Origin of the sequence: Brevibacterium senegalense (assembly GCF_000285835.1) — a bacterium.
In the GTDB taxonomy this organism is placed as follows: Bacteria; Actinomycetota; Actinomycetes; order Actinomycetales; family Brevibacteriaceae; genus Brevibacterium; species Brevibacterium senegalense.
Window position 1 is genome coordinate 333,905 of record NZ_HE978601.1, and the last position, 24,470, is coordinate 358,374.

General features: G+C 71.0%; 25 protein-coding genes. 8 read left to right on the forward strand and 17 right to left on the reverse strand.

What is annotated here, in order from left to right; all coding sequences use genetic code 11:
• Positions 1 to 94 precede the first annotated feature (94 nt).
• From HGBR_RS04590 to HGBR_RS04605, 4 genes are all read left to right on the forward strand, one after another.
• Entirely contained in the window at positions 95 to 1,192 is a 1,098-nt protein-coding gene (locus HGBR_RS04590; RefSeq protein WP_019158153.1) for an S-(hydroxymethyl)mycothiol dehydrogenase, read from the forward strand.
• Positions 1,189 to 1,869 carry an MBL fold metallo-hydrolase gene (locus HGBR_RS04595; protein WP_019158154.1) on the forward strand — a complete coding sequence of 227 codons (681 nt, stop codon included), beginning with the start codon at positions 1,189 to 1,191 and terminating at the stop codon, positions 1,867 to 1,869. The genes HGBR_RS04590 and HGBR_RS04595 overlap by 4 nt, the downstream gene beginning before the upstream one ends.
• A gap of 179 nt (positions 1,870 to 2,048) precedes the next feature.
• On the forward strand, positions 2,049 to 3,434 hold the full coding sequence (locus HGBR_RS04600) for an amino acid permease (RefSeq protein WP_019158155.1): 1,386 nt from the start codon (positions 2,049 to 2,051) through the stop codon (positions 3,432 to 3,434).
• Positions 3,435 to 3,449: 15 nt separating this feature from the next.
• Positions 3,450 to 4,691 carry a YbfB/YjiJ family MFS transporter gene (locus tag HGBR_RS04605; RefSeq protein WP_019158156.1) on the forward strand — a complete coding sequence of 414 codons (1,242 nt, stop codon included), beginning with the start codon at positions 3,450 to 3,452 and terminating at the stop codon, positions 4,689 to 4,691.
• 52 nt (positions 4,692 to 4,743) lie between these two features.
• On the opposite strand, the gene ispF is transcribed toward HGBR_RS04605, so the two are convergent.
• The 4 genes from ispF to HGBR_RS04625 all read right to left on the reverse strand — a co-directional run bounded on the left by ispF (position 4,744) and on the right by HGBR_RS04625 (position 7,415).
• Positions 4,744 to 5,292, reverse strand: coding sequence for a 2-C-methyl-D-erythritol 2,4-cyclodiphosphate synthase (gene ispF, locus HGBR_RS04610; protein WP_019158157.1), 549 nt, complete (start codon positions 5,290 to 5,292; stop codon positions 4,744 to 4,746).
• Entirely contained in the window at positions 5,289 to 6,062 is a 774-nt protein-coding gene (ispD, locus tag HGBR_RS04615) for a 2-C-methyl-D-erythritol 4-phosphate cytidylyltransferase (RefSeq protein ID WP_019158158.1), read from the reverse strand. Before ispD ends, ispF begins: the two co-directional genes overlap by 4 nt.
• 35 nt (positions 6,063 to 6,097) lie before the next feature.
• Positions 6,098 to 6,709, reverse strand: a complete 612-nt coding sequence (locus tag HGBR_RS16415; RefSeq protein ID WP_019158159.1) for a PaaI family thioesterase — start codon at positions 6,707 to 6,709, stop codon at positions 6,098 to 6,100.
• Positions 6,710 to 6,932: 223 nt separating this feature from the next.
• Complete coding sequence (locus HGBR_RS04625; protein ID WP_026077336.1) at positions 6,933 to 7,415, reverse strand: CarD family transcriptional regulator; 483 nt, start codon at positions 7,413 to 7,415, stop codon at positions 6,933 to 6,935.
• A 265-nt stretch (positions 7,416 to 7,680) separates the two neighbouring features.
• Here HGBR_RS04625 and HGBR_RS16420 point away from each other — a divergent pair, with 265 nt between their 5' ends.
• Complete coding sequence (locus tag HGBR_RS16420; RefSeq protein WP_019158161.1) at positions 7,681 to 8,265, forward strand: hypothetical protein; 585 nt, start codon at positions 7,681 to 7,683, stop codon at positions 8,263 to 8,265.
• Between the two features lie 81 nt (positions 8,266 to 8,346).
• Here the strand turns inward: HGBR_RS16420 and HGBR_RS04635 are convergent, their stop codons facing one another.
• Complete coding sequence (locus HGBR_RS04635) at positions 8,347 to 9,027, reverse strand: response regulator transcription factor (protein WP_019158162.1); 681 nt, start codon at positions 9,025 to 9,027, stop codon at positions 8,347 to 8,349.
• Entirely contained in the window at positions 9,024 to 10,352 is a 1,329-nt protein-coding gene (locus HGBR_RS04640; RefSeq protein WP_019158163.1) for a sensor histidine kinase, read from the reverse strand. Before HGBR_RS04640 ends, HGBR_RS04635 begins: the two co-directional genes overlap by 4 nt.
• A 171-nt stretch (positions 10,353 to 10,523) precedes the next feature.
• Between HGBR_RS04640 and phoU the strand changes: the two genes are divergently transcribed.
• Complete coding sequence (gene phoU, locus HGBR_RS04645; protein ID WP_019158164.1) at positions 10,524 to 11,183, forward strand: phosphate signaling complex protein PhoU; 660 nt, start codon at positions 10,524 to 10,526, stop codon at positions 11,181 to 11,183.
• Between the two features lie 161 nt (positions 11,184 to 11,344).
• Here phoU and HGBR_RS04650 read toward each other — a convergent pair whose 3' ends face one another.
• The 8 genes from HGBR_RS04650 to HGBR_RS16430 form a co-directional block, all read right to left on the reverse strand.
• Positions 11,345 to 12,088 carry a phosphoglyceromutase gene (locus tag HGBR_RS04650; protein ID WP_019158165.1) on the reverse strand — a complete coding sequence of 248 codons (744 nt, stop codon included), beginning with the start codon at positions 12,086 to 12,088 and terminating at the stop codon, positions 11,345 to 11,347.
• An 81-nt stretch (positions 12,089 to 12,169) separates the two neighbouring features.
• Positions 12,170 to 12,724: a YbjN domain-containing protein gene (locus HGBR_RS04655; RefSeq protein WP_019158166.1), complete on the reverse strand. Its 555-nt coding sequence runs from the start codon at positions 12,722 to 12,724 to the stop codon at positions 12,170 to 12,172.
• Positions 12,721 to 14,037, reverse strand: a complete 1,317-nt coding sequence (locus HGBR_RS16425) for a glycosyltransferase (RefSeq protein WP_019158167.1) — start codon at positions 14,035 to 14,037, stop codon at positions 12,721 to 12,723. Before HGBR_RS16425 ends, HGBR_RS04655 begins: the two co-directional genes overlap by 4 nt.
• A gap of 88 nt (positions 14,038 to 14,125) precedes the next feature.
• Positions 14,126 to 14,731: a hypothetical protein gene (locus HGBR_RS04665; protein WP_019158168.1), complete on the reverse strand. Its 606-nt coding sequence runs from the start codon at positions 14,729 to 14,731 to the stop codon at positions 14,126 to 14,128.
• Positions 14,732 to 14,739: 8 nt separating this feature from the next.
• Positions 14,740 to 15,597, reverse strand: a complete 858-nt coding sequence (locus HGBR_RS04670; protein WP_245533262.1) for an alpha/beta fold hydrolase — start codon at positions 15,595 to 15,597, stop codon at positions 14,740 to 14,742.
• 63 nt (positions 15,598 to 15,660) lie between these two features.
• Positions 15,661 to 15,972 carry a DUF2516 family protein gene (locus tag HGBR_RS04675; RefSeq protein ID WP_019158170.1) on the reverse strand — a complete coding sequence of 104 codons (312 nt, stop codon included), beginning with the start codon at positions 15,970 to 15,972 and terminating at the stop codon, positions 15,661 to 15,663.
• Positions 15,973 to 16,032: 60 nt separating this feature from the next.
• Positions 16,033 to 16,377, reverse strand: coding sequence for an AzlD domain-containing protein (locus HGBR_RS04680; protein WP_019158171.1), 345 nt, complete (start codon positions 16,375 to 16,377; stop codon positions 16,033 to 16,035).
• A 1-nt stretch (position 16,378) separates the two neighbouring features.
• Positions 16,379 to 17,155, reverse strand: coding sequence for an AzlC family ABC transporter permease (locus tag HGBR_RS16430; protein WP_161601836.1), 777 nt, complete (start codon positions 17,153 to 17,155; stop codon positions 16,379 to 16,381).
• An 82-nt stretch (positions 17,156 to 17,237) separates the two neighbouring features.
• On the opposite strand from HGBR_RS16430, the gene HGBR_RS04690 reads away from it, so the two are divergent.
• The gene (locus HGBR_RS04690) at positions 17,238 to 17,828 is read left to right on the forward strand and encodes a helix-turn-helix domain-containing protein (RefSeq protein WP_019158173.1); all 591 of its coding nucleotides are present in this window, start codon (positions 17,238 to 17,240) and stop codon (positions 17,826 to 17,828) included.
• Position 17,829: 1 nt separating this feature from the next.
• Here HGBR_RS04690 and HGBR_RS04695 read toward each other — a convergent pair whose 3' ends face one another.
• Positions 17,830 to 19,125, reverse strand: a complete 1,296-nt coding sequence (locus HGBR_RS04695) for an FUSC family protein (protein WP_245533263.1) — start codon at positions 19,123 to 19,125, stop codon at positions 17,830 to 17,832.
• 129 nt (positions 19,126 to 19,254) lie between these two features.
• Between HGBR_RS04695 and pepN the strand changes: the two genes are divergently transcribed.
• A complete protein-coding gene (pepN, locus tag HGBR_RS04700) occupies positions 19,255 to 22,029 on the forward strand; it encodes an aminopeptidase N (RefSeq protein WP_147522232.1) in 2,775 nt (924 codons plus the stop codon).
• Positions 22,030 to 22,036: 7 nt separating this feature from the next.
• Here the strand turns inward: pepN and HGBR_RS04705 are convergent, their stop codons facing one another.
• Together HGBR_RS04705 and HGBR_RS04710 are read right to left on the reverse strand one after the other, a co-directional pair.
• Positions 22,037 to 23,110, reverse strand: coding sequence for a C40 family peptidase (locus HGBR_RS04705; protein ID WP_019158176.1), 1,074 nt, complete (start codon positions 23,108 to 23,110; stop codon positions 22,037 to 22,039).
• A gap of 223 nt (positions 23,111 to 23,333) precedes the next feature.
• On the reverse strand, positions 23,334 to 24,422 hold the full coding sequence (locus HGBR_RS04710) for an LLM class flavin-dependent oxidoreductase (protein ID WP_019158177.1): 1,089 nt from the start codon (positions 24,420 to 24,422) through the stop codon (positions 23,334 to 23,336).
• Positions 24,423 to 24,470: the final 48 nt, after the last annotated feature.

The following is a 24,470-nucleotide window of genomic DNA, read 5'->3' on the forward strand; positions in this document are numbered from 1 at the left end:
CGCCGATAGGCTGGCCGTGTCCCACACACCGCGTCTGCGACGCGGAGTCCTCCCGCAGCCGTGCGCGCACCTGCGGGAGGTTGAAAGGAGTCTCATGCCGACAACGGTCAAGGGAGTCATCTCCCGCGCCAAGGGCGCACCCGTGGAGCTCGTCGACATCGTCATCCCGGACCCCGGTCCGGGTGAGGTCGTCGTCGACGTGCAGTCCTGCGGGGTCTGCCACACCGACTTCCACTATCGAGAGGGCGGAATCGGAGACGAGTACCCGTACCTGCTGGGTCACGAGTCCGCGGGCGTCGTGTCCCAGGTGGGCGAGGGCGTCACGGAGGTCGCCGTCGGGGACTTCGTCGTCCTCAACTGGCGTGCGATCTGCGGCGACTGCCGCGCGTGCGACCGGGGCGAGCCCTGGTACTGCTTCGACACCCACAACGCGAGCCAGAAGATGACGCTGGCGGAGGACGGCACGGAGCTGTCGCCGGCGCTGGGCATCGGGTCCTTCGCCGAGAAGACGCTCGTCGCCGCCGGCCAGTGCACGAAGGTGCCGGAGGCGGACCCCGCCGTCGTGGGCCTCCTGGGCTGCGGCGTCATGGCGGGCATCGGCGCCGCGATCAACACCGGCGAGGTGACCCGCGGGAAGTCCGTCGCCGTGATCGGCTGCGGCGGTGTGGGCATGGCCTCGATCGTCGGATCGCAGCTGGCCGGCGCCGGCACGATCATCGCGATCGACCGTGACCCCCGCAAGCTCGAGTGGGCCCTGGAGCGGGGCGCGACACACACGATCGACTCGTCCGACCTGGACGAGGACGGCGTGGTCGCGGCCGTGCAGGAGCTCACGGGCGGGTTCGGCGCGGACGTCGTGATCGACGCGGTGGGCCGGCCGGAGACCTGGCGCCAGGCGTTCTACGCGCGCGACCTGGCGGGCACCGTCGTCCTGGTGGGCGTGCCCACCCCGGAGATGGAGCTGACCGTGCCGCTGCTGGACGTGTTCGGCCGCGGCGGCAGCCTCAAGTCGTCCTGGTACGGCGACTGCCTGCCCAAGCGCGACTTCCCCATGCTCGTCGACCTCTACAAGCAGGGCCGCCTGCCGCTGGAGAGCTTCGTGTCCGAGCGCATCGGCATCGAGGACGTCGAGGAGGCGTTCGCGAAGATGGGCCGGGGCGAGGTCCTGCGATCGGTGGTGGAGATCCCGTGAGCGCGCGCATCGAGAGGCTCGTGACGTCCGGGACGTTCTCCCTGGACGGCGGCACGTTCGACGTCGACAACAACGTGTGGATCGTGGGCGACGATGAGGAGGTCATCATCATCGACCCCGCGCACGACGCGGAGGCGGTCGCCGCCGCAGTGGGCGGACGGAAGGTCAAGGCCATCCTCCTGACCCACGGGCACGACGACCACATCCGTGCGGTCGCGGACACCGCTCGCGCGGTGGGGGACCCGCCCATCCACCTGAATGACGACGATCGGGTGCTGTGGGACATGGTCTACCCCACCACCGGACCGGACCGGTCGATCGACCCGGGTGCGGAGTACGCCGTGGCGGGTGTGCATCTCAAGGCGCTGCACACCCCGGGGCACTCCCCCGGCTCCACGTGCTTCTACGTGAGCGAGACGCTGCGGATCCCCCAGGACGTGCTGCCGGAGGGCGCCTCCGCCTCCAGCCCCGTGCTGTTCTCCGGCGACACCCTGTTCCAGGGCGGCCCCGGAGCGACCGGACGGTCGTACTCGAGCTTCGACACGATCATCCAGTCGATCGCGGAGACGCTCTTCGAGCTGCCGGACCGCACGGTCGTCCTGACCGGTCACGGCGATTCGACGACGATCGGAGCGGAATCCCCGAACCTGCAGGACTGGCTGGACCGCGGCCACTGATCCGCTGCTGACACGGCCGCCGTGTCGCACGCGGACGCGGCACGGGCCGTGGGCTCGACGTCCGCGCGGGCCTCGAGTGCCCGCCGCCTTCGCCCCCGTGGCCCTCTCTGCATCGCGGAGAGGGCCACGGGGGCGAGGTGCGTCACACGCGGTGCCACGGGATCTGTAGGATCTGGGCTGTGAACGACCAGATCAGCAGTGGAGACGACCGGACCAGCAGCGGCCTGCGTCCGGCGATGCGACCGCGCCACCTCGTCATGATGAGCCTGGGCTCCGCGATCGGCGCGGGCCTGTTCGTGGGCTCCGGCGCCGGCATCGCCGCGGCCGGTCCCGCCGTCCTCGTGTCCTACGCGATCGCGGGCCTCATCGTCATCGCCGTCATGCGGATGCTGGGCGAGATGGTCGCGGCGGACCCCAACCCGGGTGCGTTCTCCTACTACGCGGGCAAGGCGCTGGGACCGTCGACGGCGTTCGCGGTGGGATGGCTGTGGTGGATCACGCTGTGCCTCGTCGTCGCCGCAGAGGCGACGGCCGCCGCCCAGATCCTGGCGGGCATCGTTCCGCTCTTCCCGCAGTGGATCTACGCGCTCGTCTTCATGGTCGTCTTCACGTGGATCAATCTGTGGGGCGTCAAGAACTTCGGCGAGTTCGAGTTCTGGTTCTCCTTCATCAAGGTCGCCTTCGTCGTCCTCTTCCTCATCCTGGGCGTCGCCTTCCTGCTGGGGTGGACGCCGGCGGACAGCCCCGGCCTCACGCACGTGGCGAGCGGTCTCATGCCCAACGGCATCAGCGGGATCGCGGCGGGCCTGCTGGTCGTCGTCTTCGCGTTCGGCGGCATCGAGATCGTCGCGGTCGCGGCGGCAGAGACCGCTCAGCCGGAGAAGTCGATCGCGACCGCCACCCGCACGATCGTGTGGCGCATCCTGCTCTTCTACATGGGGTCCGTGGGCATCATGGTCCTCGCCCTTCCGTGGGACGATCCGGACCTGCTGCAGAGCCCGTTCGTCGCGGTCCTCAACACGGCGGGGCTGCCGGTGCTGGGCGCGATCATCGGCTTCATCATCGTCGCCGCGCTCCTGAGCTCGCTCAACGCGAACATGTACGGCGCCTCCCGCATGTACTTCTCGCTGGCGCAGCGAGGAATGGCGCCCCAGCGCACGGGGCGCCTGAACGACCGGGCGGTGCCCGCGGCGGGCGTCTGGATGTCCGTCGCGTTCGGCTTCGTCGCGGTGCTCCTCAACTACCTCTGGGCGGAGGCGGTGCTGGGCATGCTGCTCAACCTCGTGGGCTCCACCCTCATCGCCACGTGGCTGGCCGCGATCATCTCGCACCTGATCCTCCGCACGCGGGCGGAGCGGGCCGGCCAGCACCTGCCGCTCAAGATGTGGCTGTTCCCGTACCTGTCGTGGGCGACGCTGGCCGCCCTGGTCGCCGTCATCGTCCTGGGCTTCACGGTCCCGGACGTGCGCTCGCAGCTGCTGGCGACCCTGGGCCTGTACGTCGCCCTCTTCATCGCCGGCCGCATCGTCACCGCGCGGATCGCGCCCCGGCACACCGCCGGCTGACACATGAACCAGTAGTTGTCAGCTCAGCCACCGCGGAAGGAGACGAGCGACCTGTCAGCACACGCCGGCCGCCTCTCGTTCGACCCCGTCCGCGGCGCCTTGGGACTGTCCGTGGCGATGGGCATGGGCCGCTTCTTCTACACCCCCGCCCTGCCGCTCATGGTCGCAGCCCTGCACTGGAGCTCGGCCCCCGGAGCGTGGATCGCAACCCTGAACTACGTCGGCTACTTCATCGGCACCCTCGTCATCGCCCGAGGCTGGGTCCAGCCCAACCGCTTCGTCTACCGGCTCAGCCTCGTCGTCTCCACCATCGGTCTGGCCGCGGTCGCCCTGACCCCGAACCTCATCTGGCAGGGCAGCATCCGCACGATCGCCGGATTCGCCTCGGGGCTGATCTTCGTATGCGTCACCCAACGGATCCCCGCGAACTCCCGCAGACCGCGCGACGGCGGCATCTCCTACGGCGGAGTCGGCCTGGGCATCCTCGTCTCCGGAACCATCGTGCTCGTCGCAGGCGGCTTCGCCGATTGGCGTCAGCTGTGGCTCATCTGCGCGGCCGTCTCCGCCGTGTTCTCGCTCATCGCGTGGAACTGGCCGATCCCGGCCCGGATCGCAGTCCACACCCCCGCCCAGGCCGCCCACCCCAGCGAACCCACCGACCGCTCCCCCACCCAGTCCACCGACCGGACAGGCGCGGCCACCCCGTTCGAGACCAGCCGTCGCCGGGCCATGGCCTTCCTCTCCACCGGCTACTTCTTCCAGGGCGGCGGCTACATCATCATCGGCACCTACCTCGTGGTGCTGGCCGAACCGGTCTTCGGGGGAACTGCGGCCGCGTCGACGTGGATGATCGCAGGCATCGCGACAGCGGTGTCTCCCCTGACCTGGTCAGCGGTCGCAGCCCGGATCGGCACCGTCAAAGCGCTCACCGTCTGCTACTCCCTGCAGGTCTTCGGCGCTCTGCTCGCGGTCTTCGGAGAGACCCCGATCGTGCTCATCATCGCGGCCGCCCTGTTCGGATTCACGTTCATCGGAGCAGTCATGATGACGATCGGTGTCGGCACGCAGATGGGAGTCGCGAACGCTTCGGCGAAGCTGACGTCGTGGTACAGCATCGGTCAGATCATCGGCCCGGCCATCGTCGCCGCGGCCCTGAGCGACCGGATCGCCCTGGCCTTCATCGCCTCGGCGATCGCTCTGGCCGTCGCCATGGCGTTGACGTTGATCGGTGTGATCGCCGGCAACATCAATCGCTGATCATGCGAAACCCTCACTCCGATTCTCACGCGGACTGAGGCACTGCGCGGACTCAGCGCCGCGGCACCACCAGGGCGGTCGCGATCGCGGCGGCGCCTTCGCCCCGGCCCGTGAGCCCCAGCCCGTCCGTCGTCGTCCCGGACACGGACACGGGCGCGCCGGCGGCCTCGCTCAGCACCCGCTGCGCCTCGTCGCGGCGGGTGCCGATCTTCGGCCGCACGCAGATCGCCTGCACGGACACGTTGCCGATCCGGAAGCCGGCGTCCCGGACCAGCCGGGCCGCCTCCGCCAGGAGGACCGTTCCCGAGGCCCCCGCCAGTTCCGGACGACCGGTCCCGAAGTGCGCTCCCAGGTCCCCGATGCCAGCGGCGGCGAACAGGGCGTCGCAGCACGCGTGCGCGACGACGTCCGCGTCCGAGTGCCCCTCGAGTCCCGTCTGGCCCTCCCACAGGAGCCCCGCGATCCACAGCGGGCGGGTGGGGTCCTGCGAGTAGGCGTGCACGTCGACGCCCGTGCCCACGCGGGGCAGCGCGATTGAGCCGGACTGTGCGGAAGCGGGATGTGCGGGGGCGGCGTGAGCCGGGCGGGGATCGCCGGTCATGTCAGGTCTCCTGCGTCTTCGAGGAGGAGCTGCGCGATCCGCAGGTCCAGCGGGTGGGTGATCTTGAGGGAGGCCTCGTCACCGTCGACCGCGGTGAGCGCGGTGCCGATCCGCTCGACGAATCCCGCGTCGTCCGTGAGTGCCGGGTCGGGGTCGTCGAGGTGCGCGGTGTGCGCGGCATGGAGCACCGCACGGCGGAACCCCTGCGGCGTCTGGACGCGGCGCAGGACGGAGCGGTCCAGGCCGCCGTTCAACGTCCCGTCCTCCGCCTGGGTCCGGACCGTGTCCGTGACCGGGAGGACGGGGACCACGGCGCGGGCCCCGTCCTGCAGCGCGGCGTGCACGCGGTGGAAGACCTCGATCGGGGTGAGGCAGCGGGCCGCGTCGTGGACGAGGACGGTCTCCGCCTCCGGCACGGCGGCCAGCGCCGCGGCGACGGACACGGTCCGCTCCTCTCCCCCGGCCACGACGAGGATCGAGACGGGGGCGGGGGCCGTATCCGCGGTGCCGGTTGCCGGATCACGGCCCTCAGCGCCCGGGGCACGCGCGGTGACCGCGGCAGCTGCGGCGGTCCGTGCGATGCCCTCCGCCTCCCGCAGGAGATGCGCAGGGGCGGCGATGACGATGGTGTCGACGACGCCGGAGCGGACGCCTCCGTCGACGGCACGGGCCAGCAGGGTCCGGCCGGCCAGCGGGACGAAGGCCTTGGGCAGGCCCGCGCCCAGGCGGGTGCCGGAGCCCGCGGCGGGGATGAGCAGTGCCGTCGACATGCGCTCAGGATACGGGGCCGGGGTGCGGCCGGACCTCAGGCTGTGCGGGGCAGGATCCACAGCCCCTCGGCGCGGACGCGCACCTCGCCGGCGCAGACGATCTCCGCCTCGAGGAACCGCTTGCGGCCCTCCTGGCGGACGACGCGCCCACGCACCGTGAGGGGCTCCCCGATGGGCGTGCCGCCGTCGTAGTTGATCGTCAGGTACCGCGTCATCGACCGGGCCGGTCCCGCCAGTGCGGCCGCGTGCCCCAGGAGGTGGTCGACGAGCGTCGCGACGATGCCGCCGTGCACCCGCCCGGGCGGTCCCTGGTACTGCAGCGGGAGGGTGAGGTCGCAGCGGTAGCCGTCCCCGTCCGGGACGATCCGCATGGGCGGGGCGATCGGGTTGCGGACGGACGAGGCCGGCGAGACGTCGCGCTCGATGTGGTTGGGGACCAGATCCGTGTCCTCGACCCGCACGGCGCGGGGATCCGCCGCCGCGTCCGCGAGGCGTGCGGCGAGGTCCGCGACCTGTCCCGCCAGCGCATCGACGTCGTCTTCCGTCACGAGCGCGGTGATGAGGTCGCGGGTGATGCGGGCGGTGTGCTCGGCGTAGTGCAGCAGCGCGTCGCGCTCGTCGGTGGGGGTTCCAGCAGCAGGAGTCATCGTCGATCCTTCGTCGGGGCCTTCTGTCCAGTCCTACACTGCCGGGAGGAGCACGCGCCGGGGCGTCTCACGGGCGGAGCGAGACGGACCCCGTCTGAACAGAACCCGTACGAGCGGACCCCGCACGAACGGCACCTGCGGGACCGCGCTGCGACATGCGAACGGCCGGTCACCCTCAGGGGTGACCGGCCGGTGCGTTCCGCGTGTGCGGTGGGTGTGGAGATCAGGAGGCGAGGACTTCGTCCAGCAGCGCCTCCGCCTCCTCCTCTTCCTTCTTCTCCGCCAGGGCGAGTTCGGAGACGAGGACCTGCCGCGCCTTCGCCAGCATCCGCTTCTCTCCGGTGGACAGGCCCCGGTCCTGCTCGCGACGCCACAGATCGCGCACGACCTCTGCGACCTTGATGACATCGCCGGACTGGAACTTCTCCAGATTCGCCTTGTAGCGGCGGGACCAGTTCGTGGGCTCTTCCGTCACATCCGCGCGCAGGACCTGGAAGACCTGCTCGAGGCCCTCTTCGCCGACGACATCTCGGACTCCCACGAGGTCGCAATTGTCCGCGGGCACCTCGATGACGAGATCACCGTGGGACACCTGCAGTTTCAGATAGAGCTTCTCCACTCCCTTGATCGCGCGAGTCTTGATCTCCTGGACAGTCGCCGCCCCGTGATGGGGGTAGACAACGGTATCGCCGACCTGAAATGCCATATTCTGTGAACCCCTTTCGCAGTGACCAAGTCTAGCATGTGACGCGCCGAGGAAATGAGGAGGGTCACAGCGATCCGATGGTAGGGTCCGGCCCTTCTCACGATACGGACTCGACGCACCGTCGCACGAGGCCGACCGGGATCGGGTGCGGGCCTGCGCATTCATGGTTCTGTCAGCGGAATCGAAGCGAGTTCTACGTCTGGTCGAAAGGACGCTAGGATGGCCACGAAGTTCCGTGTCGTCGTACGTCCAAGGAGCCCGGATCGTGAAGAAGAGGACCGCGCGCCTGGCAGTGGCCGCAGCAGCGTTCGCAGTCATCGCCCCCCTCGCCGGTTGTGCCAACATGCTGTCGGCCGACCAGACAGCGAATTACGAGTACAACGGGGGTGACGGCGCCTGGTCCCGCGAGGACCTGGAGGGCGTCGAGGTCCGCGGCCTGCTCATCCTCCAGAACGAGGACGGAGACGCGAACGTCTTCTACAGCCTCATCAACGGCTCGGACGAGTCGCGTCAGGTGACGCTGGAGATCGGCCCGGAGACGGTCGAGACCACCCTGCAGCCCGGTGAGTCGTTCCACCAGAACCCGCAGAACCCGGAGTCGGGCGTCGAGCCCCTCATCGTCAGCGGCCTCAACGCCGAGGTGGGATCGCTGGTCGACGTCGAGGCGACCGTGGGCAGCGCATCGGAGACGATCCGCGCCCAGGTCCTGGACGACTCCCTCCCTGAGTACGCGGACCTGCTGCCCACCGCACCGGCGGCCGACCCGACGACGGACCCCACGGAGGGCGCGACGGAGGAGGGCGTGCCCAACGAGGACGGCACCACCGGCGAGGGCACGACCACCGGCTGACCCTCAGCCCCGCAGACACGAGAACGGGGTGCACGACGGATTCCCGTCGTGCACCCCGTTCGTCTGTCCGGGTCCGGACTCTCAGGCCTCGAACTTGTAGCCCAGACCCCGCACCGTCACGAGGAGGCGGGGCGTGGAAGGCTCCGTCTCGACCTTCGCCCGCAGGCGCTTGATGTGGACGTCGAGGGTCTTCGTGTCGCCCACGTAGTCCTGGCCCCAGATCCGGTCGATGAGCTGGCCGCGGGTCATGACGCGGCCCGCATTGCGCACCAACATCTCCAGCAGCTCGAACTCCTTGAGCGGCAGCGACACCTCTTCACCCCGAACGGACGCCACGTGGCGGTCGACGTCGATGCGCACCCCGCTGGCCTCGATGACCGAGTCCATGAGGTCCGCCTGGTCCGCGTTCCGGCGCAGCACGGCACGCACGCGGGCCAACAGCTCACGCGAGGAGTAAGGCTTCGTCACGTAGTCGTCGGCGCCCAGTTCCAGGCCCACGACCTTGTCGATCTCCGAGTCCTTCGCCGTCAGCATGATGATGGGGACGTTCGACTTCGAGCGCAGCTGTCGGCAGACCTCCGTGCCGGAGGCGCCGGGCAGCATGAGGTCCAGCAGCACCAGGTCCGCACCCGCGCGTTCGAACTCTGCGATCGCGACCAGTCCGTCTGCGGCGACCGTCACGTCGTACCCCTCCTTCTCCAGCAGGTACGACAGCGGATCCGAGAACGACTCCTCGTCTTCGACAAGCAGAATGCGGGTCACAGTGCTCCTCTTCCTGAAGTGTCTTCGTGGTGTTCATCTTCCTCGACGGGCGCCCCGTCTTCAATGGGCGGCGGCACCTCAGCACCACCGGCCGGCGCCTCGCCTGCGGACGGGTCCCCACCGGGTTCGTCGACGGCCCCGTCGTCCGCGGCGTCCAGCAGGATGCCCTGCCGCGCGGCCTCCGCGAGCCCCGATGTGAAGTCCTCCGGGTGCGCCTGCGGCAGGAGGATCGTGAAGGTCGACCCCTGTCCCAGCCGCGACCAGACGCGGACGTCGCCGCCGTGCGTTGCGACGATGTGCTTGACGATGCTGAGCCCCAGGCCGGTGCCACCGGTGATCCGCGAGCGCGCCGGATCGACCCGGTAGAAGCGCTCGAAGACCCGCTGCGTGTCCTCCGTGCTGAGCCCGATCCCCTGGTCCGTCACCGCGATCGCCACCCGCTCGTCCTCGAGCTTGGCGCCCACCCCCACGCGGGTCCCCTCATTGGAGTAGTGGATCGCGTTGTCGATGAGATTGCGCACCGCGTTGACCAGCAGCTCGTAGCTGCCCTCGATGTACCAGTCGCCGCCGTGCAGCACGGACAGCTCGATGCCCTTGCCGTCCGCGACGGTGCGCGCACGGTCGACGGCCTCCTCGACGACCCGGGCGACCGGCACGCGCTCGGGCGCGGCCGGGACCTCGTGGTCCTGGACCCGGGACAGGTCGATGATCTCCTTGACCAGCTGCGTGAGCCGGGTCGACTCCCGCTGCATGCGACCGCCGAATCGGGCGACGGCCTCGGGGTCGTCCGCGAAGTCCGTGACGGCCTCCGCCAGCAGCGACATGGCCCCGATCGGGGTCTTGAGCTCGTGGGAGACGTTCGCGATGAAGTCGCGGCGGACCGCGTCGACGCGACGGGCCTCCGTCTGGTCGTCGCACAGCACCAGCACGAACGCCGGCCCCAGCGCGGCGACGCGGGCGTGCAGGTAGCGGGGCGAGCCTGCGGAGCCCACGGAGTGCTCGAACTCGATCTCCTCGATGAGGCCCCGGGAGCGGACCCGCGAGACGACGGCCAGCAGCTCGTCGACCACGAGCGAGTGCCCGCGCACCAGACCGAACGTGTAGGCCACCGGCGAGGCCTTGACGACGTCGTCTCCGGCGTCGACGACGATCGCGGCGCTGGGGAGCACCGCGAGCACCTCTGCGATGCCGTCCGGGAGGTCGTTGTCCGAATGGAGGTCCGCGGCGCTGCGGCTGCGTTCGGAGAAGCGGAACGCGAGGATCCCGGCGATGCCGAGTCCCAACCCCACGGTTCCCGTGAGCACGGCGACGATGAGCAGATCCACGCCCCCACCCTAGACCGACGAAGGGCCCACGTCCGCCGGATCGGGGCCCGCCGGTAGGATGTGCCCCAAGGTTCACCGTCGGGTCAGTCGCCATTCACGCACCGGTGCGATGGTGGCACGTGGATCTGTGCCCACCCGGCGCGATGACCATGCGGAAAGGATCACCCCAGAATGCGCGAAGTCTTCCAGAACGAACTCGACTCACTGGCCGACATGCTCGTCGAGATGACGCAGAAGGTCAGCGTCGCGATGGAGAAGTCCAAGGAGGCGCTGCGGACCAACGACCTGGAACTGGCGGAAGAGGTCATCGCCGGGGACGTGGAGATCGACCGTCTCCAGCTGGAGCTCGACAAGTCCGCGGCAGAGATCCTGGCGCTCCAGGCCCCCGTCGCCCGCGACCTGCGCGTCGTCATCGCGACCCTGCGGATGAGCGCCTCGATCGAGCGGATGGGCGATCTGGCCCGCCACGTGTCCCAGCAGGTGCGGATCCGCTTCCCGGAGTCGGCCGTCCCGGACGACTTCCGCCAGATCCTCAAGGACATGACGACGGCGGCCGTGCGCATCGCGCACGCGATCCAGGAGCTCGTCTCCGAGCCCGGCCTCGACGCGGTCCCCACGATCGACGACCTGGACGAGACGCTCGACACCCTCCACCTGGCGGTCTTCACGAAGATCGCAGGCTCCAGCCTGAGCCCGTCACAGGTCGCGGACGTCACGCTGCTCTCCCGTTACCTCGAGCGCTTCGGCGACCACGCGGTCTCGATCGCTCAGCGCATCGAGTACCTGCTGACCGGGTCGTGGACGTCGGAGCTCATCCCCGGCACCGAATGATCAGGCCTGCCCGACCGGCGCCCGCTCCGGCTGCGCCCGGCACGACGGCACCAGACAGAAGCCCGCTCCCGGATGTTCCGGGAGCGGGCTTCTGCGTGAGGTCGGTCAGGTGCGTCGGTCTGCGATCCCGGCCGGCGGTGCCGACTGGTGGAACCGGGGACTCAGCGCCCCTGGTTGGCGACCGCGCCGATCGCGGCCTCCGCGGCCTCGGGGTCCAGGTAGCGGCCCTTCCCGCCCACGGGGGTCAGGGACTCGTCCAGCTCGTAGTGCAGCGGGATGCCGGTGGGGACGTTGAGCCCGGTGATCTCGTCGTCGGAGATGCCTTCGAGGTGCTTGATGAGGGCGCGCAGCGAGTTGCCGTGCGCGGCGACCAGCACGGTGCGGCCGCGCTGCAGGTCCGGGACGATCGCGTCGTACCAGTACGGCAGGAGGCGCACGATGACGTCCGCCAGGCACTCCGTGCGCGGCAGGGCGGCGCCCAGGTTGGCGTAGCGCTGCTCGGCGGCCTGCGACCACTCGGAGGAGTCGTCCAGCGGCGGGGGCGGGGTGCTGAAGGAGCGGCGCCACTCCATGAACTGGTCCTCGCCGAACTCGTCGCGGATCTCCTTCTTGTCCTTCCCCTGCAGTGCGCCGTAGTGGCGCTCGTTCAGGCGCCACGACCGGGTCGTGGGGATCCAGGAGCGGTCCGCGGCCTCGAGCGTGATCTGCGCGGTGAGGATCGCGCGCTTGAGCAGCGAGGTGTGCAGGACGTCCGGCAGCAGGTCGTGCTCACGCAGCAGCGCACCTGCACGCACACCCTCGCCGCGGCCCTTCTCCGTGAGCGGGACATCCACCCAACCGGTGAAGAGGTTCTTCTGGTTCCATTCGCTCTCCCCGTGGCGGAGCAGCACAAGGTTGTACGTCATGGCTCTCATTCTGGCACGAGCCCGCGCATCATCTCACCGCGCGTCCGCGGAGCGGTCCAGCAGGCGTCCGCTCCGCCCCCGTCAGGTGCTCTCCGGCTCCTCGTCCAGGTCCGTGAACGTCCCGATGAACTCGTTGCCGTCACCGGCGACCAGATGCTCGAACGCCTCGAGGTTGCGGGTCGATTCGCCGCGGGCGATCCGCCACGCCCACTCCCGCTTCATGCTCGTGAGGAAGCCCAGTGCCAGCAGATCGTTGAACGACCGGTCCGCGATCGCGAGGAACCGGCCCAGGTAGGAGTCCAGCACGTCGTCCGCGTCCTCCCCCGCGAAGGCCTGCGGCGGCAGGCTCGCGTTCAGGTACACGTCGTCGTAGCGGTCGACGGAGAACGACAGCCCGCCCAGTCGACCGTTCTGCTGGAGCAGCCACTGGAAGAAGCGCTCGCGGTTCTCGTCCGGCCGCCGCACGACGAACGCCTGGAAGTCGATCGTGTGCGCGGTCTCCCGGATCGAGACGTTCGTCTTGAGCTTCTTCTCCCCCGGCAGGATGACGACGGCCTGCGACTCGCTGACCGACTCGAGTTCCACCTCGTTCTCCGCCGCCCACCGGCGGACCAGATCGATGACTGCCTCGCTCATGCGTCACTCCTCTCCGTCGCGCCCCGGCTGTCCGTCGTGCCCCGCGTGCCGGCGGCGGCCAGTTCCGTGAGCACGCCCAGCATGCCAGCCTCCGCTGTCTCCCAGCTGAGTTCGTCGCGCATCCGGGTCGCCCCGACCGCCAGCCGCGATCGCAGCCCCGGGTCCGCCAGGAGTGCCGCGATCGCCCCCGCCCACGTGTAGGGACTGCGGTCCGCGACCAGCACGCCGGAGACCCCCGGCCGCACGATGTGGGCCAGCCCGCCCACCTGGGAGGCGAGGACGGGCGTGCCGCTGGCGACGGCCTCGGCGGCCACGAATCCGAAGGATTCGGACCGGGACGGTACGACGACGAGGTCCGCGGCCCGGTACCAGTCTGCCAGCACGGACGCCGGGACCGGGTCCCGGAACTCGATGAGACCCCCCGCCGCCGAGGCCGCGGCCCGCTCCTGCAGTCGCGTCGCGTCCGCTTCGCCCGAGGCTCCGCCCAGCATGACGACGCGTGTCCGGGCAGCGAGGACGGGCTCGGTCGTGGCGAGCTGCGCGAGTGCCTCGAGGAGGATGTCCGTGCCCTTGACGTGCTGCATGCGACCGACCCCCAGGACGAGGAGGTCGGCGGACTCCACCCCGACGGCACGGCGCGCGTCCTGCAGCGGGCCGGGCCGGAAGGTGGCCGTGTCGACGCCGGGCGGGACGACGCGGATGCGGGCGGGGTCCGCGTGGAGGAGATCCCGCATGTCCGCCGCCTCGGAGGCGGTGTTGGCGACGAGGAGGTCGGCCTCGCGGGCGATGCGGAGCTCCGCGTCCAGGCGGAGGGCGGGTTCGCGGGCATCCCCCAGGTCCCGGTCCTTGACCGCAGCGATCGTGTGGAACGACATCGCGAGGGCGGGACCGGACTGCCGTGCGGATCCGTACGGTGGCACCGGGCCGGGAGCGGGCGCCGTGCGGGCGAGTGCGCGCAGGTCGCAGGCGACCAGGCCCGACACCCAGTAGTGGGCCCACACGACGTCCGCGCCGCGCAGCAGGGGGGCGAGCTCCGGGTCTGCCGCGATCCGCCGGGCGATGGCGCCGGCCTCCTCGCCCATCTCGTCCTTGGTCGTCGCATCGACGGCGAGGATGTGGAGGCGGACGCCCTCGTCCAGGTCGACGGCGGCGTTGCAGTCCGCGGCCGGGTCCGCGGTGATGATGTCGACCGCGTGTCCGGCGCGGACGAGGTGCGCGGCGGTGTGCGACACGTAGACGTTGAGCCCGCCGGCGTCCCCCGTGCCGGGCTGCGCCGCGGGCGAGGTGTGGAGGGAGAGGAGGACGATGCGCACGCCCGGAGTCTATCCGGGTGTCGGACAGGTGGAGGGGCGGTGTCGGGGCGCGTGCGTGGGAACCGCTCTGAGCGATGGCGTGCGAGCGTCAGGCACGGCGCTGTGCGCGGACGAGGCGGGTCGCGAAGCGGCGGGCGCGCGATCGGCGGAGGCGGTGGCTGGCAGAACCGGGAACCTGGTCGAGGCCCAGCGCGTCCGCGGTGCGCGCGAGGAGCACCCGGTACCGCTCGTGCGCCTCGACGAGGTCGAGGACGTGGTCGCCCGTCACGGCGCAGAGGAACTCGTCCGCCGTCTGGATCTCATAGCCCCGCTCCTCGTCCGTGAGCGGAGCGAAAGCGTGGACGTCATCCGTCACGAGCGCCCCCACGCCCAGCCGCAGCGCGTCCGCATCGAGGAACGCGTCGCCCGGGTCGAGGACCCGGGGACGCTGGGAGGCGGGTGGGGCTGACGGCCCGGCCGCGGCCTCGGCGACGGTGAGGGAGTCGAGTCGCAGGCGGGCCGCGAGGTCCGCGCGCCGGCGGTCCAGGCGGGGGTCGACGCGGCGCAGGGCGTGGCGCAGCTCGCGGGCGACGCCGTCGGTCACGAGCAGCTGCGGGCGCTGCGCTGCGGGGATGCCGTCGGTGAGGGCGAGGGTCCAGAGCCAGAGCGGTTCGGGGGCGAGGACGCTCGTGTCGAGGAGGATGCGGCGGTGCACGGGTGCCGTCAGTCGTTGAAGAAGGACGTGAGGATCGCGCGGATGCGCGTGCGGCCGCGCCACAGGATCGAACCGGGCGGCAGGATCTCCAGCTGCGCGTGCGGGAACGCGGCGGCGTAGTCGCGGGCGACCTCGACGGGGTGGGAGGGGTCGTCCTCGTGGGTGAGGACGAGGACGTCACCGGCGAAGGCGGCGGCGGCCTGGGGGTGGTCGACGGCGATCTGCTGCGCCAGGCCCACCCCGTCGGACATGTCCGTCGTGAGGAGGGCGTCGACCTTCTGCGCGGCCCAGGCGCGAGCGGGCTCGAGGGCCTGGACTTCGGCCGGCTCGCGGGAGAGGAGATACGTGATGAGGCCGGCGCGGTCGCGGGCCTCCAGGAGGGCGCGCACCTGGGCGACGCCCTCGTCGATCGCGTCGGACAGAGCCGGCGAGAAGCCGCTCCACGAGGCCGGGAGGACGAAGGCGACCTTCTGCAGCGCGGTCGCGTGCGGGTCGCGCTGGGTGAGGAGCCGGGCCAGACCGCCCGCGCTCATCGAGACCCCCAGTGCGCGCGTGGCCTGCGTGGCGGCGAGTGCCTGGGACAGCTGCGCGGCGATCGTGCCGTAGTCCCAGCCGGGACCGGGCGACGGACGGCCGCCGTGCCCACCCAGGTGCACGAGCGCGCGGGTGCCGTCGATGCCCGCGGCGAACGGGCGGGTGTCGCGGATCTGTCCGGAGAAGCCGTGGGCGAAAAGGGTGACCGGGTCACCGGTGCCGAAGCGGGAGATCCAGTCCGTGTCTGCGCCGGGGCGATTGCGGTCGGGAGCCTGCGGGGTGGTGGGGCGCGCGGACGTCCCGTGCACAGCATCTGATGAGCGGTCCGTCATGGTCCCCCAGCGTAGTCAGCGAACGTCCCACTGCTTCCCACCGGTGGGACGCAAGCGGGAGGCTCAGCGCTTCCGGCGGCGCGGGTCCACCCGGCGCAGGGCGGGGCGGGCGTCCAGCCAGTAGACGGCGGTCGCGACGAAGGCGATGATCGTGATGAACATGGGCATCGCGTTGAGGGGCGGCAGGCCCAGGAAGCTCACGAGCACCGCGCCGCCCAGCATGAGCGACCAGAACTTCTTCGTCCGTTTGTCCGCTGCGCGGTACATCTCGTCCGAGTAGAGCAGCGACGAGATCAGCGCGACCACGGCGAACACGAAGATCGCCGTGACGAGGAGGAGGAAGATGGTGCTCTGGATCGAGCCGAGGGCCTGCATGCGATCAGCCTACCGGCTGAGTCTGAGCGGCCCCCTCAGCCCGCGACGATCAGAGTGCGCTCACCAGCCGAAGCCGGTCGCGCGGATGACCGCGCACACGACCATGCCCAGCACGACGCAGAGGAGCATGGGCACTTTGAGGATGCCGGCGGTCATCCCGGCCGCCACCCCCAGCACCTTGCCGGCGTCCGCGACCTCCTGACCATCGAAGAAGCCGCCGGTCACGGCCACCGCGAGGATGAGGACGACGACGGCGCGGTCCATCCAGACGCGCGCCGGCGACGGCGCCTGGTCCGTCTCGCCGCCGGCCCGGGCGCGGGCGCCCAGCCGGACTCCCAGCAGACGCATCGCATACGTGCCGCCGGCCAGTCCCGTCAGCGCGAGGAGGAAGGGGATCGTCTCCATGTCAGCCCTCCCGTCCCGTGGTCCCGGTGAATCCCGATCCCGAGGCCGCACCGCCTGCGTGCGCGTCCCCGGTGTCCGACGTGACCGGATCCGGTGAATCCGCCCTTCGCCGCCGCAGGCGCAGGATGCCGGCCGCCGGCAGCAGTGCGAGCAGGGCGCCCACGGACGCCAGTCCCAGCGGTGCCACCGGGGTGAGGGCGAGCGCGATGATCGCGCCGGCCGCCGCGGTCGCACCCAGGAACCGGTTCCGCATGTCCCCCACGACCAGGCAGAACAGCAGGATCGGCAGGGCCGTGTCGAGCCCCAGCATGTTCGCGTCCAGGACGGTGCCCAGCAGCTGTCCCAGCGCGGCGCCTCCCACCCATGCGATGAAGAGGAGGATGGCGGAGATCGTGAATCGCGACCACTTCTCACGGTCGTTGCGTCCGGCCCGACCGAACGCGGTCGCCTCGTCGTTGGCCAGGTGCGCGGCCAGGTAGGTGCGCCAGCCGGACGGCGCGTACTGGCCGATGCTCAGGCCGAACGCGAAGTTGCGCGCATTCACCAGCAGACCGCCCAGCACCGCGAAGACGGGCAGGCCGCCGGCCGCGATGACGCCCACGAACGTGAGCTCCGCGGCACCGCCGGTCGCCACCGCCGCCAGCAGCACCGTCTGCCACAGGGGGAAGCCCGCTGTCTGCGAGATGGCACCGTAGGACAGCCCGACCAGCAGGATCATCACATTCATGACGATCGCGTCCCGCCAGACGGGCCCGGGGATGCCTCTCAGTGCGTGCATGAGAATCATGGTGCCCAGCACCCGCACGTTCCGTCAAGCGAACACTTAGACCATATGACGAACGAACGGTAGAATGCGTCGTATGGACACCGGACCGGATCCCGCACCCTCCGACGGCCCCGCACCGGGCTCCCCCATGGACCGCCTGGCGCATGCGCTGCGCCGTGAGCGCGAGCGCCGCGGACTGAGCCTGTCGGAGACCGCGAAGCGGGCCGGGATCGGCAAGTCGACGCTGTCGCAGCTGGAGGGCGGCAGCGGCAATCCCAGCGTCGAGACGCTGTGGGCACTGGCGACCGCACTGGACGTCCAGCTGTCACAGCTGCTGGACCCGGACCGCCCGCAAGTCTCCGTCATCCGTCGGGGCGAGGCGATGGACCTGCCGTCGTCGGCCGCGGACTACTCCGCCGCGCTCCTGAGCGCGTGCCCCCCGCACGCGCGCCGGGACATCTACCTCATCCACCAGGAGCCCGGCGCCCCGCGCGTCGCGCAGCCGCACCCCTCCGGCACGATCGAGCACCTCGTCATCTCCACCGGCGCACTCCGCCTCACCGTCGACGGCGAGCCGATCGATGCCGCCCCCGGCGACTACATCCGCCATCCGGGCGACACCCTCCACATCTACGAGGCCCTGGCGCCCGGCACCATGTACCTCTGCGTCGTCGAATCGAGCTGACTCAGACCCCGCCGGGATCCCGCCGGTCCTCCCGGGCGTCCGCGTCCTCCGCTCCCGCGGCCCCGGGCCCGTCCGTCGAGGCGGGCTCGTCCGCGGAGGCGCCTCCTCCTGCGGAGCCGGCTGCAGCCTCGGCGGCGTCGTCCGCCTCCTCGACGTACCGCAGCGCGCCGGTCTCCGGCTCGACCTCGAGGGTGGGCAGCGCGGCCTGCGCCTCGTCGTTCGACGCGCCGGCGGCCTGCAGGAGGTCGACGACCAGGGGGCGCAGGAGCAGCAGCATCGTCGTCTGCTCGATGTCCTCATGCATGGCGATGGTGGGCCGCAGGGTGCGGGCGACTCCGGTGAGCTTCCGCTCCGCCTCGATGCGGTCTCGCCCCTCGCGCAGGGCTGCGCGCAGGAGGTCCGCGGCCTCCGCCATCTGATACGCGGACTCGGCCAGCAGCGGATCGGAGGGGCCGTTCTCCGACACGGACACGGCCCGGCGCAGAACCACCCGCAGCATGCGCATCGAGCGGTCAGCGAACTCGCAGGCGCGGGCCAGGCGGGTCACCTCCGCCACGTAGCGGCGGGAGCGGGCGTTGATGCGGGCGGCCTCCTCCGCGATGCGCAGCGCGGCCCGCCAGGAGTCGACGTACTGCTGGGAGTCGCGCGCCCGGGCCAGCGCGCGGCGGGCGGCCTGCGGGTCGGACCGCCGCAGCGCATCGCCGGTCTCGCGCAGCAGCAGCGCGATCTCCTCGAGGAGGTTCGCGGCCTGGTTGCGGGGCCGCTTGCGGGCGTCGGAGGGCGTGATGAACGCCAGCAGCACCGCGGTCGACGCACCCACCGTCGCATCGATCGTGCGGGAGAAGGCGCCGTCCGTCATCGCGACGGGGACGGTCACGATGTAGATGGACTGGATGCCCAGCTGCGTCACGAAGATCGCGCCGGAGTTCATGACCATGCCCAGGCAGACCGCCAGGAACAGCATGACGCTCAGCTGCCACAGACCCCCGCCGAAGACGTGCACGAACAGCTCGCCGAAGAGCACGCCCAGCACCGCGCCGAATCCGATCTCCATCGACCGGCGCAGACGCCGGTCCAGCATGGGGCCGATCCCCACGACGGCGGCGACGGCGGCGAAGAACGGCATCTGGTGACCCAGGACGTAGACGCAGAAGCCGTAGGCGAACGTGGCCGCGACCGTCAGCTGGAGGACCTGGCCGAAGTTGAGGCGCAGCCGACGGGCGCCCATGCGCGCGCGGTTGCGGACGACCAGTCCCGTCGTCGCCGTCCACCTGCGCATCCGCCCGCCGTCAGCCACACGACAACTCTATCGACCCCGCTGTGGAATGGGCTGGGCGTGGACGGATGCCCCTCCCCTGCGGGCCGGGACGGGCCACCGGCGAAGCCCCCGTCGCCACTCCCCACCCGCCTGTGACATGCTGACGGAATGGGCCACGACGAGGAACGAGAGGCCGCAGTGACGCAGGCCGCGACCCCGCAGACCGCAGCGCCAGCGCCCCGCGCGCCGCGCACCACCAACCTGACGCGCGCGGAGGCCCGGGAGCGCAGCGCGCTGCTGAGCGTCGATGGCTACGCCGTCGACCTCGACCTCTCCGGTGCCGCGGATCCGCAGGTCGCCGTGTTCGGCAGTCGCACGGTCATCGATCTGACGGCGCGCACGGACGGCTCCACGTTCATCGACCTCATCGCGCCGCGGGTCCACGTCGTCACCCTCAACGGGGAGGACCTGGACCCCGCACAGGTGTTCGACGGAGCGAGGATCCGCTTCGACGTGCGCGAAGGCGCCAACCGCCTCATCGTCGTCGCGGACGCCGCGTACTCCCGCTCCGGCGAGGGCATGCACCGCTTCACGGATCCCGCGGACGGCCTCACCTACCTCTACACCCAGTACGAGCCCACGGACGCCCGCCGCGTCGCCGCGGTCTTCGACCAGCCGGACCTCAAGGCGCGCTACGTCTTCCAGGTCCTGGCCCCGGCGGAGTGGACGGTCCTGAACAACACGGCGGCGGAGTCCGTCACCCCGCTCACCGCCCGGGAAGCCGGCACCCGCCCGGAGCACGGCCCCGTCCGCCTGCACCGGTTCGCCCCCACCCTGCCGGTCTCCTCGTACCTCACGTGCGTGTGCGCCGGTCCGTACGCGTCGTTCACCGGGGAGCACCGGGTCGCGCGCACAGGCGAGACGATCCCGCTGGGCGTGCATGTGCGGCAGTCGCTGGCCGCGCACGTCGACGCGGAGGACATCCTGCGCGTGACCGGGCAGGGCCTGGACTTCTTCCACGGGATCTTCGACCAGGCCTACCCGTGGGGGAAGTACGACCAGATCTTCGTGCCGGAGTACAACCTGGGCGCGATGGAGAATCCGGGCCTCGTCACGTTCACGGACTCCTACATCCACCGCGATCGCGCCACCCGCGCCGAGCGCGAATCCCGCGCCACCACCATCCTCCACGAGATGGCCCACATGTGGTTCGGCGACCTCGTGACGATGGCGTGGTGGGACGACCTGTGGCTCAAGGAGTCCTTCGCGGACTACATGGGCGGCCACGCCCTGGCCAGCGCGACGGCGTACGAGGACGGATGGGTCAGCTTCGCCCTGCGCCGCAAGGACTGGGCCTACCGCCAGGACCAGTACCCCACCTCGCACCCGATCGTCGCGGACATCCCTGACGTCGAGGCCGCCAAGCTCAACTTCGACGGCATCACCTACGCGAAGGGCGCCAGCGTCCTCAAGGCGCTCGTCGCCTACGTGGGCGAGGACGCGTTCCTCGCCGGCTCGAACGCCTACTTCGCGGCCCACGCGTTCGGCACCGCGACGCTCGATGACTTCCTCACAGCCCTCGACTCCGCCGCACCGGACCGCGACGTGCGCGCGTGGGCGGCCGCCTGGCTGCAGACGCGCGGCACCTCCGAGCTGCGGCTCGAGATCGAGACGGACGACGCCGAGGCCGGGGAGACGCCCGCGGTGGACTCCCCCGCCCCGCGCATCACCTCCGCCCGGCTGACCCAGCGGGACGGCTTCGCCCCCGACGGCGAGCCCGGCACGCTGCGCCCGCACCGCCTCGTGCTGGCCGCGTTCGATGAGGTCGACGAGGGCGGCCTGCGCCTGCGCCGGACGTGGGAGGTCGAGGTGACCGGGGCCTCGGCGGCGGTCGACGGACTGGTGGGCGAGCCAGGGCCCGCACTGCTCCTGCTCAATCACGGCGACGGCGACTACGCGAAGATCCGGCTGGACCCGGTCTCCGAGGCGACCGCCGTCGCCCGGGTGGGCGATCTGGAGCCGCTGGACCGGGCGATCGTGAACTCGTCGTTCGCGAACGCGGTGCGCGACGGGGTCATGCCCGTGCCCGCGTACCTGCGAGCGGCCTCGGGGGTGCTGACGACGGAAGAGCACCCGGGGATCCTGAGTTCGGTCATGACGACGCTGGGGACGGCCCTCAACCGCTGGGTGCGCGAGGACGAGCGGATCGACGCGATCGCCGCGGTCCTCGAGACGGTGCTGGAGGCCCTCGCGCAGGCGGAAGCGGGCACGGACCGGCAGCTGAGCCTCGCCCGCTTCGCACTCTCGCTCACCGCGCGGACCGCAGGCGCGCGCGGCTCCGACCGTTCGCTCACGCACGGGCGGGCCTTCGCCCAGCACGTGCTGGCGACGCTGCCGGGTGATGCGCTCGCGGAGGGCGCACCCGGCCTGGTCGTCGACCACGCGCTGCGGTGGACGGCGCTGCGGGCGCTCGTGATCCTGGGCTGGGCGGACACGGAGCACATCGACGCCGAGGCCGCCCTGGACCGGACCGGATCCGGCGCCGTCAACGCGGCGATGGTCCGGGCGGCCCGTCCGCTGGCGATCGCGCGCGACACCGCCTGGATGGAGGCGACCCGGGACGAGTCGCTCAGCAACGACCATCTGTCCGCACGGATCGGCGGGATCACGGCGCCCATGCCGCACCCCCTGCTGGAGGCGCGCGTCGACGACTACTTCGAGCAGCTCGAGACGTTCTGGGCGACGCGCCCCATCGAGATCTCACGCCGGCTGGTCGTGGGTCTGTTCCCGTCGTGGTCGGCACGGCCCCGGCGCGTGGTGGCGCGGACGGAGGCCTGGTTGCAGGAGCATCCGGAGGCACCGGCCGCGCAGCGACGGCTCCTCATCGAGTCCCTGGACGACCTGCAGCGGAGCATCCGCCTGCGCGACGCCCCGCGCGACTGAGGCCGCGTCAGAGGTAGCGGCGGGCCTCGACGAACTGGTTGCCGGAGTCCCAGGCCTTCCAGTCGACGATCTCGACGGACTTCGAGGCGTTGGGAGCGTGGATCATCTTCCCGTCGCCCACGTAGATGCCCACGTGGTGGGCGCGTCCCTTGCCGCCGGACGCGAAGAAGATGAGGTCGCCGTACTTGAGGCCGGAGCTGGAGACGGCCTTGCCCTGCTTCTGCTGGTCGCCGGCATCGCGGGCCAGGTCGACGCCGTGGGCGCGGTAGACGGTGTAGGTGAAGCCGGAGCAGTCGAAGCCGTACGGGCTCACGCCGCCCCACAGGTAGCGCAGGTCCTCGAACTGGCGGGCCGTCTTCACGATGTCGGACCGCGAGGGCTTGTCGACGGTGAAGCCGTGCTCCGAGTCCTCGATGCGCACGTCGTCGTAGTCGATCCACGCGGCACCGCCGCCGGGCAGTGCGACCCGGACGTCGTCGACGTCCTGGGCGATGAGGGGAAGTGCGACGTTGATCGTCGCCCGGGGGGTCTCGTCTCCGGGCAGCTCCGCGTACTGGACGTGCTCCAGCTTCGCGGTCTTGGCGGTGACGACGGCGGTGGGGTGGTCGTCCAGGAACTCCGTGAAGCGGTCGTTCTCGACGAGCTGGGACTTCGGCACCCAGCCGGGGTAGCCGCGCTTCTCCTTGGGGGTGGACTGATCCGCGACCGCGACCTTGGCCCACTTCCCCTGGGTGGCGAGGACCGTGACCTCGGCGCCGTAGGGCGCCTGTGTCTGCACGAGTCCAGTGAGGCCTCGGCGGTCGGAGGTCTTGGACAGCGCACGGTTCCAGGCGGCCAGATCGACGGGCGCCTTCGTGGCAGGGGCGTCGATCGACCGCGGTGAGTCCGGGGACGTCCACACCGTCGCTGCGGTCACCGCGACGTAGGCCGTGTCGCCCTTCGAGAGCTTGCCGTCCGACTGAGCGCGCAGAGCGACGCCGTCGTCCGTGCCTCCGGACATGTCCGGGGCGGCGAGGGCGGGCTGTGCGATGAGCGCGCTCATGCACAGCCCGATGATGGGCAGGAGTGCTTTCGCATTCACAGGATTCTCTTTTCGGTCAGCACCGGCCGCAGTGCGGCAGGTCCCGGTGCATGGGGGAAGACACCGTTTCACCCTCGAGGGTAACGGCTGACCGCGCGCTGCGTAAACCTCGGGGAGGGCGGGAGAACCGTTGAGGTGCATGCACGGGCCTGAGAACTCGCACGCGCGTGCGGGCCGGCTGCGTGCACCTCGAAGACGCGAGCGTGGCCAGCGAGTCTGCGGATCAGCTGCGCTCGAGCCCGAACTCCTGGGCGAGCGCCTCGACCGTGTCGACGCGCGCCGGCTGGGTGTCCAGCGGATCATCCGGGCGGGCACCCGCGATCGGGTGGACCATGATCTCGTCCACCCCGAACTCCTGTGCGATCTCACGCAGGCGGTCCGCGACCTGGGTTGCGGTGCCCACGGCCCACGAGTCCCACATAGACTCGCCCACCCTGCGGTGGCCGTCGGTCAGGACGGACTCGACGTCCTCGCCCACCAGGCGCTGCGCCTCGAGCGGGGTGCCCAGGCGCAGCTGGCCCATCTGATAGACGTGCGGCTGCACGAGGTCCCACGCCTCCTGGGCGGTCGACCCCACCGCCGCGTTGACGGTCACGAAGGTCCGCGGCTCGTCGCCGTGCTGCGACGGCTCGAAGGAGTCCCGGTACAGCTGGATCGCGGCGGCGGTGCCGCGACCGGCGAAGTGGTTGGCGAAGACGTAGGGCAGACCCAGCGCGGCCGCCAGCTGCGCGGAGTAGCCACTGGATCCCAGCAGCCACACCTGTGCCGAGTCGTCGACGCGCGGAGAGGCGTGCAGGGTGTGCTGGCCCGTGCGCACCGGGAAGGTGGCACCGGCGGGGGTGAGCAGCGCGAGGATGTCCATGATGTGCTGCGGGAACTGCTCGACCGGGTCGATCGGGTTCCCCTGGAGGTCGACCATGCGCCCTTCGCCCAGGTGCCCGCGCATCGCGGCGGACGTGTAGGGGTCCGTGCCCGGTGCGCGCCCGATCCCCAGATCGATCCGGTCGCCGTAGACCGCGGACAGCAGTGCGAACTGCTCCGCGACCGCCAGCGGGGCGTGGTTGGGCAGCATGACGCCGCCGGAGCCCAGGCGGATACGGGTGGTGCGCTGGCCCAGGTGCATGAGCTCGAGCGCCGGCGACGTCGAGGCGACGGCGGGCATGTTGTGGTGCTCGGCCACCCAGTAGCGGTGGAACCCGAACCGGTCAGCGGTCTCCACCAGCTCCTTCGATGCCGCAAGGGCCTGGCCGGTGGTCTGCCCCCGTCTGACGGGGATGAGGTCGAGGATCGAGAGCGCCGGTGAAGTCGTCATACCTGGGTGAACGTGCCGGTCGCGCTGGATCATCCCATCAGCGGCGCG

Coding starts and splice junctions, on each gene's coding strand:
- HGBR_RS04590 (WP_019158153.1), top strand. CDS start 95: ATGCCGACAACGGTCAAGGGAGTCATCTCCCGCGCCAAGGGCGCACCC.
- HGBR_RS04690 (WP_019158173.1), top strand. CDS start 17,238: ATGGACACCGGACCGGATCCCGCACCCTCCGACGGCCCCGCACCGGGC.
- pepN (WP_147522232.1), top strand. CDS start 19,255: ATGGGCCACGACGAGGAACGAGAGGCCGCAGTGACGCAGGCCGCGACC.
- ispD (WP_019158158.1), bottom strand. CDS start 6,062: ATGTCGACGGCACTGCTCATCCCCGCCGCGGGCTCCGGCACCCGCCTG.
- HGBR_RS04675 (WP_019158170.1), bottom strand. CDS start 15,972: ATGCAGGCCCTCGGCTCGATCCAGAGCACCATCTTCCTCCTCCTCGTC.
- HGBR_RS04680 (WP_019158171.1), bottom strand. CDS start 16,377: ATGGAGACGATCCCCTTCCTCCTCGCGCTGACGGGACTGGCCGGCGGC.
- HGBR_RS04625 (WP_026077336.1), bottom strand. CDS start 7,415: ATGGCATTTCAGGTCGGCGATACCGTTGTCTACCCCCATCACGGGGCG.
- HGBR_RS04710 (WP_019158177.1), bottom strand. CDS start 24,422: ATGACGACTTCACCGGCGCTCTCGATCCTCGACCTCATCCCCGTCAGA.
- ispF (WP_019158157.1), bottom strand. CDS start 5,292: ATGACCGGCGATCCCCGCCCGGCTCACGCCGCCCCCGCACATCCCGCT.
- HGBR_RS04650 (WP_019158165.1), bottom strand. CDS start 12,088: ATGACGTACAACCTTGTGCTGCTCCGCCACGGGGAGAGCGAATGGAAC.
- HGBR_RS04670 (WP_245533262.1), bottom strand. CDS start 15,597: ATGACGGACCGCTCATCAGATGCTGTGCACGGGACGTCCGCGCGCCCC.
- phoU (WP_019158164.1), top strand. CDS start 10,524: ATGCGCGAAGTCTTCCAGAACGAACTCGACTCACTGGCCGACATGCTC.
- HGBR_RS16415 (WP_019158159.1), bottom strand. CDS start 6,709: ATGACTCCTGCTGCTGGAACCCCCACCGACGAGCGCGACGCGCTGCTG.
- HGBR_RS04655 (WP_019158166.1), bottom strand. CDS start 12,724: ATGAGCGAGGCAGTCATCGATCTGGTCCGCCGGTGGGCGGCGGAGAAC.
- HGBR_RS16430 (WP_161601836.1), bottom strand. CDS start 17,155: ATGCACGCACTGAGAGGCATCCCCGGGCCCGTCTGGCGGGACGCGATC.